Raw genomic sequence first — 15,246 nt, 5'->3', positions numbered from 1 at the left:
TAACTAAAGCTAACAATGCTAAAAAAATATTATTTTTATTTCTTAATCAAAAGATAAGTACATTTTTCTTGCTTACAAACCCGTACTTTCCTTATACGAAACCAGTAGCTGAAAATAAAATCAGCCTTAAATATACCCTCAAATACTAAGGAATTAATCCAACTCCCTAACCCAAATATTTCGATAACTTACACCACTATTATCACCGTGGTCTTGAAGTCTTAGTGCACCTTTTCCGTGTGGATTATTTTTAGGCCAGCCTATATATGGAGTCGTCCCTTTTATTTCATAATGATCTTGAATTAAAATACCATTATGTAACACGGTAATGGTTGCTGACTTTGTTTTTTCGCCTTCTGGGTTAAATTCGGGCGCATGATAAATAATATCGTAGGTGTTCCATTCTCCAGTTGGCACTGATGCTTTTGCTAAAGGGATAGATTGTTTGTAAATAGATCCTACCTGTCCGTTAACATAGGTATCGTTATCATTATTATCTAATACCTGTACTTCGTATCGCTCTTGAAGAAAAACACCACTGTTACTTCTGTTTTGACCGCTGGCTCTTTTTTCTGTTGAAGATTGCCATTCTATATGTAACTGTATACTACCGAATTTTTGTTTTGTTTGAATATCTCCAGATTTATCTTTAACGGTCATAGAGCCATCATCGTTTAAAATCCATTTTACTGGGCTTTCGTCTTTCGTATGTATCCAATTGTCAAAATTCTTACCATTAAATAATACAATAGCATCGCTTGGCACGCCCCCTTGTCCTGTGGGGTTTACTATAGGTGGGACAGGTTCATAAAGTTCAGTATCTTTAGGATCTGTTGGTTCTTTTTGAATTTCTACCTTCTTCTTAGTTTCTACTGGCGTTTTATTTTCCTTATCGTCAATACATGCAAAGGCGCACACTCCTGCCAAGACGATTAAAACTGTTTTTCTAATATTCAAAATTTATACGTTTTAAGTTTAGTTAAAGGCTTCAACTACTCTCAGTTTGACATTACAATCCTAGTATATTCTTCAACTGTTCTTCATTAACCTCGCCACCAGCAAAGTCATCGAAACTCCGCTCAGCTGACTCAATAATATGCTTTTGAATAAACGGGGCACCTTCTCTTGCTCCTTGTTCCGCAGACTTTATACAACATTCCCACTCCATAACAGCCCAAACGTTACATTCATATTTTGTTAGTTTTGAAAAGATCCCTTTAAAGTCTACCTGACCATCTCCTAATGATCTAAAGCGTCCAGCTCTATCTTTCCAATCGGCATACCCTCCATAAACACCTTGTTTTCCTGTTGAGTTAAATTCGGCATCCTTAACATGAAAAGATTTAATACGCTCATGGTAATGATCTATAAACGTTAAGTAATCTAACTGCTGCAATACATAATGGCTTGGATCGTACAAGATATTAGCGCGTTTATGATTTCCTGTGGCTTCTAAAAATCGTTCATAAGAAATCCCGTCATGTAAATCTTCACCTGGATGAATTTCGTAACATACATCAACACCTTGTTCATCAAAATGATTTAAAATAGGTGTCCAACGATTTGCTAATTCTTTAAAGCCCATCTCTACCAAACCATTTGGTCGTTGTGGCCATGGATACATGGTATGCCACATTAAAGCCCCAGAAAACGTAGCGTGAGATTTTAAACCTAATCTTCCACTGGCGGTTCCAGATTTTTTAACAAAGTCTATAGCCCATTCCGTTCTTGCTTTGGGATTATTTCTAACATGTTCGGGTGCAAAACCATCAAACATAGTATCATAAGCAGGGTTAACGGCCACCAACTGACCTTGTAAGTGTGTGGACAGTTCTGTTATTTCTAATCCATACGATGCTACTTTTCCTTTTAACTCATCGCAATACGTTTGGCTTTCTGCTGCTTTTTCCACATCAATCAAACTAGATTCCCAAGTTGGAATTTGAATGCCTTTATATCCTAAATCTGATGCCCATTTACACATTCCATCTAGAGAATTAAATGGCGCATCACTTCCTGCAAATTGCGCTAAAAAAACAGCAGGCCCTTTTATTGTTTTCATTTGTTATTTGTTTTTTTGGATTCCCGATGCCTCGGGAATGAGAATTTTAATGGAAACTTCGACAAAAAAGTCGAAGAATTACTTTTCGAACTTTGTCCAAGCCCCATTGTTCGTATCACTTTCTACCGCAGCATAAATAAACTTCATACCTCGAACACCATCTTTTACTGTTGGGTAATCTGGCCTTTCTATCGTCACTCCATTTAAGACTGCCATTAAATGGGTTCCGAAATTTTTATAAATAGTAGCAAAAGCTTCCAAATAACCTTCTGGATGTCCAGCAGGAATTCTAGAAACGTTTAATGCTTCTGGATAAAGATCGTTTCCGTTTGGTGTAAAGATCTTAATAGGATTTTTAAGCCAACGTGTAATCAATTGATTTGGGTTTTCCTGATGCCATTCTAAGCTTCCTTTTTCACCATATACTCTAATGGCTAAATTATTTTCTTCTCCTAAAGCAATTTGAGAAATAGACATCGTGCCTTTTGCTCCATTTTCCATACGAAGCAATAAATTACCGTCATCGTCTAGAATTCTGCCTTTTCCAAACGTCCCTAAATCGGCAGCTAATTCATCTATATTCAAACCTGTAATATATTCTACTAAGTTTTCGGCATGCGTACCAATATCTCCTAAGGCACCACCTATTCCAGAGCGCTTAGGATCCATTCTCCAAGCCGCTTGTTTATTCTCTGTAGATTCTACTGCCGTAGACAACCAACCTTGTAAATATTGAACTTGTATTTTTCTAATGTTCCCTAAATCACCATTTGCAACCATAGCTTTGGCTTGCTTTACTAATGGGTGACCTGTGTAATTATGTGTTAGCGCGAATAATTTTCCGCTTTCAGCAACGATCTTCTCTAATTCAATCGCTTCATCCAATGTTAAAGTCATTGGCTTATCACAAACCACATGAAACCCATTCTCTAAGGCCAGTTTTGCAGGTGGAAAGTGCATATGATTTGGCGTTACTATAGCTACGAAATCCATTTGTACATCAGCTGGAAGTTTTTTTTCTTTTAAAATCATTTCTTCATAACTCCCATAACATCTGTCCTCAGGAAGATATAAAGCTTTTCCAGATGCTATCGATTTTTCTACACTACTGCTAAAAGCACCACATACCAAATCTATCATGCCATCAATGGATGCCGCTTTTCTATGCACATCTCCAATGAATGATCCAGTGCCTCCACCAATCATTCCCATTCTTAATTTTCTATTCATATTTTAATTATACTTCTGCTGTTTGATTTCTTTTTTTCATATAGATATTTAGCCCTAAAAATAATACAATTAAAATAGCAGGTAGAATAGACATGGTTCTTAAAGCTTCATTAATACCTCCTTCTCCATCCATAAGCCTTCCCATAACAGGTAATACTATGGACACAGAAAACATACCAGCACCTCCCATAATAGAAAGCCCTAAAGCACCCGTTTCTGGTAAATATTCTGCGACGAAACCGAGCATTGTTGGCCAGAAAAAAGTAACGCCTATAGCAAAAACAGCAGCCGCAACAAAAGTCATCCCACCATTTGTTACTGTGAGCATCCATAAACCTATAAAGGTGAATATTGCAGAATACAATAGCATTCCAGAAGGTTTTAATTTATGAACCACCTGACCAGCAAATAATCGTCCTAAAGCCATAATACCGTTTATAAAAGCTAATACTAATAATGGTTGTGCGACAGATTCTTTTAATAAAGACTCAATACGTTGGGTTGTTCCCAGTTCTGAAGCAGCCGTAAGAAACATGCATGCCACCATAAAAAGAAACAAAGGATTTAAAACACTAGCAAACATTTTCTTATTACTAACTCCTAATTGAACACGTTCGGTTACAGGAATTTTTTGACCTATAAATAATGTACCGTAAATAATTAATGGAATAAATAAAGTTCCCACCATAACTTGCCAATTTAATCCCATAACATCCATTGTTAACCATCCTAAAAGTGCTCCAATTACAATCCCCCCAGGAAACCAAACGTGAAACCTATTCAGCATTTTAGTTTTCTCATTTGGATACATGGATGCTACTAACGGATTTAAAGCAGCTTCAACAAATCCATTACCAATGCCAACAAATAACGTTGCAATAAATAAGGACGTTATAGAATCTGCCATAATAGTTAAAACGATGCCAACTGCATGTGTAATAAACGCCATCCAGGTTATTTTTTTTATACCAAGTAAATCAACCAATGGACCACCTATTATCATAGCTATAGTAAATCCAAAAAAAGCAGGTGCAAAGGCATATCCTATTTGTTCAAGGGTAAGCCCTACACCTTCTGGACCAAATACAGTTTCTAAACGTGCACGAATAGCAAAAGTCATTGCTGTAGTAATTAACGCAAGACAACTTGCCAGAAAAAGCCTGTTTTTATTAATATTCTCCATTATACATTTAGTTTAATTAGTTTCTCACGAAAGTTGTTTTCCAACACGAACCAATAAATCTCTGGTTAGTTCAATCCCTTTTTCTTCTGGTAGTATATCACCTTCATATTCAACACCAACAAATCCAGTATAACCTGATGCCTTAACCATCTCCATCATCTTAAGGTAGTTTATAACAGTATCTTCTCCTTTTTCATTAAAATTATAAGATTTTGCACTTACAGCTTTAGCATAAGGTAACAACTCTTTCATGCCTTGATATTTATCATATTCCTCAATGCAAACACCTTCTTTGTTTTTTTCTATACAGAAATTTCCAAAATCGGGTAAGGTGCCACAATTTTCACTTTCTATTTGAGAAAACACATTGGTCATCCATTTTCCATTCGAAGAGAAGCCTCCATGGTTCTCAACCAAAACATTAACATCTGACCCTTTTGCAAATTCTGAAAGTCTATGTAAAGAATCAATACTTGCCTTTAAGGCTTCATTTTTGTCTACACCACCTGCCAAATTAACTCGAATAGCATGGCAACCTAAAAAGTTAGCTGCCTCCACCCACTTGTAATGATTCTCAATAGCTTTAACTCGTTCTTTACTATCTGCATTCGCAAGTGCTCCTTCTCTATCAATCATAATTAAAACATTTTGCTGCCCTTCTGAATTAGCTCGTAAGTTCATCTCTTTTAAATACGGCATATCTTTAGCCTTATCTTTAAAAAAACCATTTACATATTCTAACCCTTCGAACCCAAAACTTCTAGATTTTGCTGCGAAATCTAAATTGTTCATTTTATTTCCAAACAAGGCGCGATGCAATGACCACTCTGCTAAGGACATTTTAAAAAACAAAGGTTTCTTATTCTCAATTCGATTAGACATAACCTCTTTTTTTTCGGAGTCTTTACAGGCATAAGCACCTAATATGGACAGTCCAGCACTAGCACAAGTTGTCTTACTAACAAAATCTCTACGTTTCATAAAAGCATTTTTAGTTAAACACCTCACAATAAAAGAATTGAGATGATTATGTGAAAATATATATTTGAATTTAAAATACTGTGTATTTTTATTCAGTGAAAGAATTTAAACATCAGTAAGTTTATTATATGTACCAATACTTCTATGCCCAAAATAGCATTAGGAATTAGATCTTTAAATCAAATTTGATAATTTAGATTCAGGTCAATTGAAGATTATCAATCGTGCATTTTAAACGATATTCATTAGGCGAGCATTTTTCATGTTTTTTAAACACTGTAGCAAAATATTGTCCTGTAGTAAACCCGCACATATAAGCAACCTCGGCAATCGTTAAATCTTTATTTTCCAATAGTATTCCTTTAGACATTTCCAATCGCTTCATAGTCAAATAACGCATGGGCGTTAAGTTTGTTAACCGCTTACAATGATGCGTAAATCGAGTCAAACCCACTCCTGCTGATTGTGCCATCAATTCGATTGTCCAATTCTCAGAAAGTTTTTTTTCAAGTTCTTTCAAAAAGAACTTAACACTTCTAGAACTATCGGTAAGCGACTCATTTAAAACAATATCGTCGGTATTCAATAAATCCAATAATAAAATTAACAAGTAATTTATGAGCAATCTTATTCTAGATGCATTACTTCCATTTATATCAGTATTTACCGCTTTATTTATTCGCATAAAACAATCTCGAATTCTCTGATCTGTTTTCCAAATGGATTTTTCATTTTGCCTTAAAATAGTTGTAAGCCTTGTTAAGTCTGAAGGTGTTAAAGTAATCCAATCTGGCCAAACCCATTCTTGATGAGGTCTACGAACCCCCAAATCTATAATTACCCAGTAAAACTTCCCCATACCTATATGCGGATTCCCTACTTTATGCGCTTCCCAAGGACGTGTAATTGTTAAATGGTTTGGCATTAACAAAACCTCTTTGTTCTCTTGAGCATAGGGCATAGATCCAGATTCTAAAAAATGAAACTCTATCCCTTCATTTCGATGCCAATCTAAACCCCAGTCTTGTGGTTCGTTAGCATCCCAATACCCAATACTATTAAGTCCAAGTGTGTTTTCGTCCAATCTATCTCCTGGATAAGTATGTCTAGCCAGCGCTTTAAACTTTAATTTTTTGCGTTTAAAAGCATCAATTAGAGGCAAACACGTGTCTGCATGGTAAACAACACCATCTGCTTCATAAGGCTCTATTTCTTGTATGTTTGCTTTCATTGAAATAATTTGAACACTGTTATCATGCAAATTAATTAATTTCCCAATAATTAGAAATTTAAAATGTTGTTTTTTCTTTTTTTAACAAAGAATATTATCAAATCATCATTTACAGTAATCTTTTAAGAAAGACACAAACAATTACACTAAATATAATAATGATAGAAAACGCAATAACAGAGTACCCAACTTCCTATGACGCAATCGTTATAGGAACTGGAATTTCGGGTGGATGGGCAGCTAAAGAACTTTGCGAAAACGGATTAAAAACGTTGGTTCTTGATAGAGGTCGTATGGTAAAACATATTGAAGATTACCCAACTATGCATATGGATCCTTGGGATTTTAAGCACCGAGGCCAAATAGCCGAAAAAGACCTTGAAAATCAAAAAGTTCAAAGTAGGTTATGGAGAGGAGCACTTACAAAACCAGCAACCAAACATTGGTTTGTAGACGACTTAAAACATCCTTACAACGAGGTAAAGGAATATTTATGGCTTCGTGGCTATCATGTTGGAGGTCGTTCTTTAATGTGGGGCAGACACAGTTATAGATTAAGTGACATGGATTTTGAGGCCAATAAAAAAGATGGGCACGGTGTTGATTGGCCAATTCGCTATAAAGACATAGCACCATGGTATGACAAAGTAGAAGAGTTTATTGGTGTTTCAGGTCAAAACTTAGGACTTTCTCAGTTACCCGACGGAAAACTTTCCGATCCTATGGAATTAAATTGTGTTGAAAAGGATTTACAAGAAAAAATAGAAAATAAATTTGATGACGGCAGAGTATTAACTCCTGGTAGAGTAGCTCATAAAACAGGAAATGCTACACATGAAGGCAGATCTAACTGTCAATATAGAAACAGATGCATTCGTGGGTGTCCCTTTGGTGGTTATTTTAGTAGTAATTCCTCAACATTACCAGCGGCAGAACGAACTGGCAACATGCATTTACGACCAAATTCTATTGCTTATGAAATTGTTTATGATGAAGTTTCTGGTTTAGCTTCGGGTGTAAAAGTTATTGATGCAGAAACCAAAGAGAAGTTCTTCTTTAAAGCAGATATTATATTTAATTGTGCATCGGCATTAGGGTCAACATCTATTTTATTACAGTCAAAATCTAAAAGATTTCCCAACGGATTGGGTAATGATAGCGGCGAGCTCGGTCACAACCTTATGGATCATCATTACGCTGTAGGAGCATCAGCCGAAATTGAAGGTTTCGATGACAAATATTACAAAGGCAGAAAACCTAATGGCTTCTACATTCCAAGATTCAGAAATTTAGATAACAAAACCGAACAGAAAGAATTTATTAGAGGCTATGGTTATCAAGGTGGTGCTAGCAGAACAGGATGGCAACGTGCAGTTTCAGAATTAAGTTTCGGAAAAGAATTAAAAGAGGACCTTTTAAAACCTGGTCCATGGCGTATAGGCATGTCTGGTTTTGGTGAATGCTTGCCCTATCATGAAAATAAAGTATCTCTAAACTATGACGTTCTGGATGAATGGGGCTTACCTACATTAGATATGGATGCCGAAATAAAAGAAAACGAAATAAAAATGCGAGAAGACATGAGAGACCAAGCTGTCGCCATGCTAGAAGCTGCAGGTTACAAAAACGTAAAAGGTCATTTAGGAAAAGCTGTTCCTGGCGCTTGTATTCATGAAATGGGTACCGCGAGAATGGGGCATGATCCTAAAACATCCATTTTGAACAAACACAATCAAGTTCATACAGTGCCAAATGTTTATGTTACAGATGGGGCCTGTATGACATCGTCTGCCTGTCAAAACCCGTCATTAACATATATGGCTTTAACAGCAAGAGCTGCAAACCATGCAGCTGCAGAATTCAAAAAAAATAAAACAAGCTAAGGTTATGAACAGAAGATCCGCATTAAAAAACTTAACCATGAGTTTAGGCTATGCAGTAGCCACTCCAACTATATTCAATATGCTTGCTTCCTGCAATGCAGAAACCGAAACTTGGACACCTTTATTTTTATCTCCAGAAGAAAAACATATGGTAACACATTTAGCAGATATTATTTTGCCTGCCTCGGATACACTGGGAGCACTTGATGTTAATATTCCTCAATTTTTAGATTTAATGTACAACGACATCGAGAAAAAAGAAAATCAAGAACTCTTTAGAAAAGGTGCTGTTATTTTTGTTAAAAATCTGAACACATCTGTTTTAGATACTAAAAAAGAGGATTTTGAAAAATCATTATCATCTTATTTTAATATTTCAGAAGAAGATACAGAAAGTATATTAAAAGAGCAAAGGCTTCCCGTAGCAAAAATTGAAAAAGATCGAATGGATGATTATTCTTTATACAAGTTCTTATTATCTATTAAATATTATACCCTATTTGGGTATTTTACCTCTGAAAAAGTAGGTAAAGACGTTTTAGTTTATGATCCAATCCCTGGTAGTTATCAAGGTTGTATTTCACTAGATGAAGCCACTGGAGGTCGCGCATGGGCTTTATAAATTTTAAAACATACAAATGAGGGATTCTTATGACGCCATTGTAATAGGTACTGGTATTTCGGGTGGATGGGCCGCCAAAGAACTTTGTAAAAACGGACTAAAAACATTGGTTTTAGAACGTGGCCCCATGGTGAGGCACATCGAAGATTATCCAACTATGCATAAGGATCCTTGGGATTTTGAACTAAGAGGAAATATATCTGTAAAAGACAAAGAAACACAACAAAAACAAAGTCGAACCGGCTATACTACAAGAGCAGAACACAGACATTGGTTTGTTAACGATTTAAAACACCCTTACAATGAAACGAAACGATTCGATTGGATGCGCGGCTATCATGTAGGAGGCCGTTCTATTACATGGGGCAGACAGAGTTATCGTTTAAGTGATCTGGATTTTGAAGCTAATAAAAAAGACGGACATGGTGTTGATTGGCCTATTCGCTATAAAGATATTTCACCTTGGTACGATTATGTAGAATCATATATTGGTGTTAGTGGAGAAAAATTAGGACTTCCTCAACTGCCCGATGGTATTTTTAGCCCTCCCATGCAACTTAATTGTGTAGAAGAACACTTAAAAAATAGTCTCTCAGAGAATTTTGATGACAGACTACTTACCATAGGAAGAATAGCTCACATAACTGGAACTAAAAGCCACGATGGACGAAGTAACTGTCAATTTAGAAACAGATGTATGCGAGGTTGCCCATTTGGGGCATATTTTAGTAGTAACTCTTCAACATTACCAGCTGCAGAGCTTACTGGTAACATGACACTTAGACCAAACTCTATTGTCCATGAAATTATTTATGATCAAGATTTAAAAAAAGCAACAGGAGTTAAGGTTATTGATACAGAAACTAAAGAATCAATGGTATTTAATGCAAGTATCATTTTTTGTTGTGCATCGTCTATGGCATCTACATCTATATTATTACAATCTAAATCTGATAGGTTTCCAAATGGCCTAGGGAATGATTCAGGAGAATTGGGACATAACATTATGGATCATCATTTAGGGGCAGGAGCTTCAGGAAGATTTGATGGATTCAATGACAAATATTACAAAGGAAGACGCCCAAACGGTATTTACATTCCAAGATTTAGAAATTTGGGTGATGATAAAACACATAAAAAAGATTTCTTAAGAGGTTATGGCTATCAAGGAGGCGCAGGTAGAAATGGTATTTCTGAGCATGTTGCAGAATTAGCGTATGGTGCAGAATTCAAAGAAAAAATACTGGAACCTGGAGAATGGCGCATGGGACTAGGTGGCTTTGGCGAATGCTTGCCCAATCATGATAATAAGATGACATTGGATTATAACAAATTAGACGATTGGGGATTACCAACCATAACATTTGATGCAGAATGGAAAGAAAATGAGCTAAAGATGCGTAAAGATATGGTTCTGCAAGCTGCGGTCATGTTAGAAAAGGCTGGTTTTAAGGATATTAAAACATTTGATAATCCAGATGCACCGGGCATTGGAATTCATGAAATGGGAACCGCCCGAATGGGTAGAAATCCAAAAACGTCTATTTTGAATAAACACAACCAAATACACAAAGTCTCTAATGTATATGTAACAGACGGTTCATGTATGACCTCATCGGGATGTCAAAACCCGTCATTAACGTATATGGCTTTAACAGCAAGAGCTGCAAACCATGCAGCAAAGCAATTTAAAAACATGTAAGATGAAAAGAAGAGATGCTTTAAAAGGATTAGGACTTACATTAGGCTACACCATTGCTGCTCCTAGTATAATGAGTTTGCTTCAAAGTTGTAAAACAGAAGTAACATTATGGGTCCCTAAATTCTTATCTGTAGATGAAGGTATTATTATAAAAAAATTAATAGACATTATACTTCCAGCAACGGAAACAACTCCGGGAGCTCTCGATGTTAATGTTCCTGAATTTATCGATTTATTGGCTTATAAAATGTATGATGATGAAGAGCAACTTAAATTCAAAAAAGGAATTGATGCCATTACAAAAGCCTTGAATATTCCCGAAGAAGGAACTTCTGAATTAGAGCATAAAGAATATGATGCCTTGTTAGCTAAATATTTAAAAGCTTCCAAAGAACAAAGAATTATTTATGAAAATGAAAGTGACGAGAACAATGTAGATGCTATTATTTTCAATGCACTTTCAGAGTTAAGAAACAATGCTGTCTGGGCCTATAAAACCAGTGAACAAATTGGAGAAAATGTTTTGGCATACGATCCAATTCCTGGAGCTCAAATAGGATGTATTTCACTTGAAAAATCAACTAACAGTAAAGCATGGTCTTTATAAAATTTATAGAAATATGAATCATTATCCACGTGTCATTTATGTTATACTTATTTTACTTTTAATAAGTTGTAAAGAAAAGACAAACACAAAGAAAATCGAAACAAAAGAAACAGCTGAAGAATGGATTTCTTTATTTAATGGAAAAAATTTGGATGATTGGGTCGTTAAAATTAAAGGACATCCTGCTGGCGATAATTACAAAAATACTTTCATAGCAGAAGATGGTTCTCTTAAAGTCAATTATGACGAATATAATGACACTTTCAATTCAACATTTGGTCATATTTACTATAGCAAGCCTTTTTCTAGTTATAAATTACGCTTACAATATCGTTTTACAGGAAAACAATTAAGTGACGGTCAATCATGGGCAACTGCTAATAGTGGTGTCATGATACATTGTGAAGACCCAAAAAAAATTGGGTTAGATCAAAACTTCCCTGTTTCAATTGAGGTACAACTTTTAGGAGGGCTAGGCACAGGCGAAAGACCAACCGGAAATTTATGTACTCCAGGAACACATGTTGTTTTAGATAATGACATTGCAACTGACCATTGTTTTAAATCTTCTTCAAAAACGTATCACGGTGATCAATGGGTTAAACTTGAAATTGAAGTTAGGAACGACTCCATCATCAAGCATTTCATCAACGATGAAGAAGTGATGCGATACTACAAACCTCAATACGGCGGCAAAGTGGACTACAATAATGAATATTGGAAATCTCTGGAGACTCAACCTCTAAAAAGTGGGTATATCTCGTTACAAAGCGAAAGTCACCCAATTGAGTTTAAGAATATCGAGATTTTGGAATTGTAATGTATTAAAGTACAAAACTCTGATAAATTTGGTTTCAAATAATTTATTAAAAAAGACAAACTAATGAAGGTGCTTCCCTCATCATTTCTGGTTTTTCGTAAATTTCATCTATATTCTCCTTTTCTTAACAACAGAAAACAGTTAAAGTTATAAAGGAAAAAATAATTATATTGAATCTCTTTGCTTTCATTTTTGCAATACTTATAAATAGGTATTAGGTTATTTTCGGAAAAAGGAACTACTCTACGATGAACTTACCCTTCATCATAGCATAATGACCAGGGAAACTGCATAAAAAATCGTAAGTTCCTGCCGCGGGTACAACAAACTCTACAGAAGTTGTTTGTCCAGCACCAATTAAAGATGTAAAAGCAATAACATCTTTTGCACCTTTTGGTATGTATTGGTTCTCTTTTTCTGTAGCTGCTTTACCAGCAAACCCAGCAATATCTACACCTTGCTTAAGAAGTACAAAATTATGTCCCATAACATTAACATCTAATTTTCCTATATGCCTTAAAGTAAGTTTTATTTTTTCTCCCGCTTTTACTCTAATTTCAGTTTTATCAAACTGCATTAAATCGTTGCCCGAAATAACGATCTCGTTAGCGTTTGTCTCTTCCGTACTTTTAGAAGTGTCTTTTTTATTTTCATAACTAAATCCTTCCTTCTTCTTTTCGTCTTTCCCTCCACAGGCTATTAATACCATACAAGAAAAAATGGTTCCTAATACATACTTTGTTAATTTCATTTAAATCTTTTTTAAAATCTGTTATTTCTTTTAATAATTTAAGTCATAACAATACCCAAAGACAGAATATTGAATTACTATAGATGGCATACAAAACGCCCCAAATCTGGCTATAAATTAACCAAAGATAGTAGGATAAACAAAAAAAACAGTGCAGTATTTTTCACTGAAAAATATTGCACTGTTTTATTATTAAGCTAAGCAAAATAATTATTGCTAATACTCTTTTATTATAGAACTCATTTAGACTTTTTCAATTTGCTAAAAAATGGCTGTTTTCAGCTCTGTTTTTGTCTTTTTTTCCTTCCGTAGCTCTGCTATGCAACTCTAAAAAGTCTTCAACATAGGCAAAAACTTCTAAGTTTCGCTTAAATCCTAAAAGTCTAAATGAGTTTATAAAATGTAATCTGTACTTATAAAATTGGATGTTTTCTTTTCTAGCAATTCATTTAAAATAGCATTATTGTAATCATTATCTTTTGATGCTACAAAAGTTCTTATAGAAAAAGATCGCAGTGCATCATGTACACTTAAGGTACTAAAGGCAGAATCCTTTCTTCCAGTAAAAGGATATACATCTGGACCTCGTTGACAAGAACTATTTAAATTAACACGACAGACTAGATTTACCAAAGTATCAATTAATGGTGATAATGTATTTATATCTTTACCAAATAAACTCACTTGCTGTCCGTAATTCGATGCTGCCATATCATCTAAAGGCTCTTCAATATCTGTAAATGGAACAATAGGCACTAATGGTCCGAACTGTTCTTCATTATAAATTCGCATGTTTTTATTTACAGGATATAAAACTGCTGGAAATATAAAATTCTCACTAAGCTCACCTCCCTTATTATTTAATATTTTTGCTCCTTTTTCCTGAGCATCATCTATTAACTCTTTAATATATGAAGGCTTATTTACTTCTGGAAGCGGTGTTAATTTAACTCCGGAGTCCCATGGGTTCCCAAACTTAAGCGCATCTACTTTTGAAGAATATCGTTTATTAAATTCATCTACAATAGATTCGTGTACATATAATATTTTTAAAGCGGTACAACGTTGTCCATTAAAAGATAATGTTCCAGCAATACACTCGCTCACTGCTAAATCTATATCGGCGTCTGGCAAAACGATTGCTGGGTTTTTTGCTTCTAACCCTAACACCAAACGTAATCTATTCTTTTTTGGATGATTGTTTTGAATAGCATTCGCAGATTTACTATTACCTATTAATGCTAATACATCTATTTTACCTGATTGCATAATTGGTGTTGCCAATACACGTCCACGCCCATAAATAACATTTACAACTCCCTTAGGAAAGCTATTTTGAAAAGCTTCCAATAATGGTGAAATTAATAACACACCTAACTTTGCAGGTTTAAAGATTACGGGGTTCCCCATAATTAAAGCAGGAATAAGCAATGTAAATGTTTCATTTAACGGATAATTATAAGGCCCTAGGCATAAAACAACCCCTAAAGGTCCTCTACGAATATGTGCGTATACACCTTCGTTCTTTTCAAATTTAGCAGAATCTCTATCTATTTGTTTATAAGCTTCAATAGTGTCGTATATATAATCAATGGTTCTATCGAACTCTTTTTCTGAATCTGGAAGGTTTTTCCCGATTTCCCACATTAATAGTTTCACAATTTCCTCACGCTTGGTTTTCATTTGCTCTACAAATTTTTCCATGCAAGCAATTCTATCAACCACCTTCATTGTTGGCCACAGTCCTTGTCCTTTATCATACGCTAAGCAAGCAGAATCTAATGCCGATAAAGCTTCTTGCTCTCCTAATTGAGGAATGGTTCCTAAAAGTGTTGGTTTATAATCTTTCGTAGATGAAATAGTAGAAAACACCTCAGCGGTATTGCCTTTCCATTGTTTCAATTCACCATCAACCAAATAGGCTGTTTGATGCAAAAGTGAGGTAATTTTATAAGCTTCCGGAATTTCTAAAAAAGTAGCACTCATTTACTTGGATTTAATAATTATGACTTAGACTAAGATATTCTTAATATCAATAAATAATGCTTTAAAAAAAAGGTTTATTCAAATAAATATGATATTCCCAGCAAAATAACTACATGATAACAAAATACTTACAGCGAAATCGTTTTCGATTGTTAATTATTTTAACTAGGTAAACATTTTGGTTTTCA

The 15,246-nt window shown here is 34.9% G+C and carries 13 protein-coding genes; 5 read left to right on the top strand and 8 right to left on the bottom strand.

Annotation, left to right across the window (positions count from 1 at the left end; genetic code table 11):
* Positions 1–153 precede the first annotated feature (153 nt).
* The 6 genes from Q4Q39_RS08215 to Q4Q39_RS08190 all read right to left on the bottom strand — a co-directional run bounded on the left by Q4Q39_RS08215 (position 154) and on the right by Q4Q39_RS08190 (position 6,687).
* The gene (locus tag Q4Q39_RS08215; RefSeq protein ID WP_425555567.1) at positions 154–951 is read right to left on the bottom strand and encodes a 3-keto-disaccharide hydrolase; all 798 of its coding nucleotides are present in this window, start codon (positions 949–951) and stop codon (positions 154–156) included.
* Between the two features lie 58 nt (positions 952–1,009).
* The gene (locus Q4Q39_RS08210) at positions 1,010–2,062 is read right to left on the bottom strand and encodes a sugar phosphate isomerase/epimerase family protein (protein WP_303281927.1); all 1,053 of its coding nucleotides are present in this window, start codon (positions 2,060–2,062) and stop codon (positions 1,010–1,012) included.
* A gap of 78 nt (positions 2,063–2,140) precedes the next feature.
* Complete coding sequence (locus Q4Q39_RS08205; protein ID WP_303281926.1) at positions 2,141–3,292, bottom strand: Gfo/Idh/MocA family protein; 1,152 nt, start codon at positions 3,290–3,292, stop codon at positions 2,141–2,143.
* Between the two features lie 7 nt (positions 3,293–3,299).
* Positions 3,300–4,475 (bottom strand): MFS transporter, encoded by a 1,176-nt coding sequence (locus tag Q4Q39_RS08200; RefSeq protein WP_303281925.1) that lies wholly within the window; start codon positions 4,473–4,475, stop codon positions 3,300–3,302.
* A gap of 24 nt (positions 4,476–4,499) precedes the next feature.
* Positions 4,500–5,456: a sugar phosphate isomerase/epimerase family protein gene (locus Q4Q39_RS08195; protein WP_303281924.1), complete on the bottom strand. Its 957-nt coding sequence runs from the start codon at positions 5,454–5,456 to the stop codon at positions 4,500–4,502.
* A 199-nt stretch (positions 5,457–5,655) separates the two neighbouring features.
* A complete protein-coding gene (locus Q4Q39_RS08190; protein ID WP_303281923.1) occupies positions 5,656–6,687 on the bottom strand; it encodes a helix-turn-helix transcriptional regulator in 1,032 nt (343 codons plus the stop codon).
* Between the two features lie 158 nt (positions 6,688–6,845).
* On the opposite strand from Q4Q39_RS08190, the gene Q4Q39_RS08185 reads away from it, so the two are divergent.
* The 5 genes from Q4Q39_RS08185 to Q4Q39_RS08165 are packed head-to-tail and all read left to right on the top strand — an operon-like array spanning position 6,846 to position 12,321.
* Positions 6,846–8,570: a GMC oxidoreductase gene (locus tag Q4Q39_RS08185; RefSeq protein ID WP_303281922.1), complete on the top strand. Its 1,725-nt coding sequence runs from the start codon at positions 6,846–6,848 to the stop codon at positions 8,568–8,570.
* A gap of 4 nt (positions 8,571–8,574) precedes the next feature.
* Positions 8,575–9,192 (top strand): gluconate 2-dehydrogenase subunit 3 family protein, encoded by a 618-nt coding sequence (locus Q4Q39_RS08180; RefSeq protein WP_303281921.1) that lies wholly within the window; start codon positions 8,575–8,577, stop codon positions 9,190–9,192.
* Between the two features lie 16 nt (positions 9,193–9,208).
* Positions 9,209–10,894 carry a GMC oxidoreductase gene (locus tag Q4Q39_RS08175; RefSeq protein WP_303281920.1) on the top strand — a complete coding sequence of 562 codons (1,686 nt, stop codon included), beginning with the start codon at positions 9,209–9,211 and terminating at the stop codon, positions 10,892–10,894.
* Between the two features lies 1 nt (position 10,895).
* The gene (locus Q4Q39_RS08170; protein ID WP_303281919.1) at positions 10,896–11,501 is read left to right on the top strand and encodes a gluconate 2-dehydrogenase subunit 3 family protein; all 606 of its coding nucleotides are present in this window, start codon (positions 10,896–10,898) and stop codon (positions 11,499–11,501) included.
* Positions 11,502–11,514: 13 nt separating this feature from the next.
* Positions 11,515–12,321 carry a 3-keto-disaccharide hydrolase gene (locus tag Q4Q39_RS08165; RefSeq protein WP_303281918.1) on the top strand — a complete coding sequence of 269 codons (807 nt, stop codon included), beginning with the start codon at positions 11,515–11,517 and terminating at the stop codon, positions 12,319–12,321.
* A gap of 238 nt (positions 12,322–12,559) precedes the next feature.
* On the opposite strand, the gene azu is transcribed toward Q4Q39_RS08165, so the two are convergent.
* Together azu and Q4Q39_RS08155 are read right to left on the bottom strand one after the other, a co-directional pair.
* Positions 12,560–13,072, bottom strand: coding sequence for an azurin (gene azu / locus Q4Q39_RS08160; RefSeq protein WP_303281917.1), 513 nt, complete (start codon positions 13,070–13,072; stop codon positions 12,560–12,562).
* 393 nt (positions 13,073–13,465) lie between these two features.
* Entirely contained in the window at positions 13,466–15,058 is a 1,593-nt protein-coding gene (locus tag Q4Q39_RS08155; protein WP_303281916.1) for an NADP-dependent glyceraldehyde-3-phosphate dehydrogenase, read from the bottom strand.
* Between the last annotated feature and the right edge of the window lie 188 nt (positions 15,059–15,246).

Origin of the sequence: Flavivirga amylovorans, assembly GCF_030540875.1 — a bacterium.
Lineage (GTDB): Bacteria > Bacteroidota > Bacteroidia > Flavobacteriales > Flavobacteriaceae > Flavivirga > Flavivirga amylovorans.
The sequence above is the reverse complement of the archived record's forward strand: the minus strand, read 5'-3'. Positions and strand labels throughout refer to the sequence as shown.

Coding starts and splice junctions, on each gene's coding strand:
- azu (WP_303281917.1), bottom strand. CDS start 13,072: ATGAAATTAACAAAGTATGTATTAGGAACCATTTTTTCTTGTATGGTA.
- Q4Q39_RS08170 (WP_303281919.1), top strand. CDS start 10,896: ATGAAAAGAAGAGATGCTTTAAAAGGATTAGGACTTACATTAGGCTAC.
- Q4Q39_RS08190 (WP_303281923.1), bottom strand. CDS start 6,687: ATGAAAGCAAACATACAAGAAATAGAGCCTTATGAAGCAGATGGTGTT.
- Q4Q39_RS08155 (WP_303281916.1), bottom strand. CDS start 15,058: ATGAGTGCTACTTTTTTAGAAATTCCGGAAGCTTATAAAATTACCTCA.
- Q4Q39_RS08200 (WP_303281925.1), bottom strand. CDS start 4,475: ATGGAGAATATTAATAAAAACAGGCTTTTTCTGGCAAGTTGTCTTGCG.
- Q4Q39_RS08180 (WP_303281921.1), top strand. CDS start 8,575: ATGAACAGAAGATCCGCATTAAAAAACTTAACCATGAGTTTAGGCTAT.
- Q4Q39_RS08205 (WP_303281926.1), bottom strand. CDS start 3,292: ATGAATAGAAAATTAAGAATGGGAATGATTGGTGGAGGCACTGGATCA.
- Q4Q39_RS08195 (WP_303281924.1), bottom strand. CDS start 5,456: ATGAAACGTAGAGATTTTGTTAGTAAGACAACTTGTGCTAGTGCTGGA.
- Q4Q39_RS08185 (WP_303281922.1), top strand. CDS start 6,846: ATGATAGAAAACGCAATAACAGAGTACCCAACTTCCTATGACGCAATC.
- Q4Q39_RS08175 (WP_303281920.1), top strand. CDS start 9,209: ATGAGGGATTCTTATGACGCCATTGTAATAGGTACTGGTATTTCGGGT.
- Q4Q39_RS08165 (WP_303281918.1), top strand. CDS start 11,515: ATGAATCATTATCCACGTGTCATTTATGTTATACTTATTTTACTTTTA.
- Q4Q39_RS08210 (WP_303281927.1), bottom strand. CDS start 2,062: ATGAAAACAATAAAAGGGCCTGCTGTTTTTTTAGCGCAATTTGCAGGA.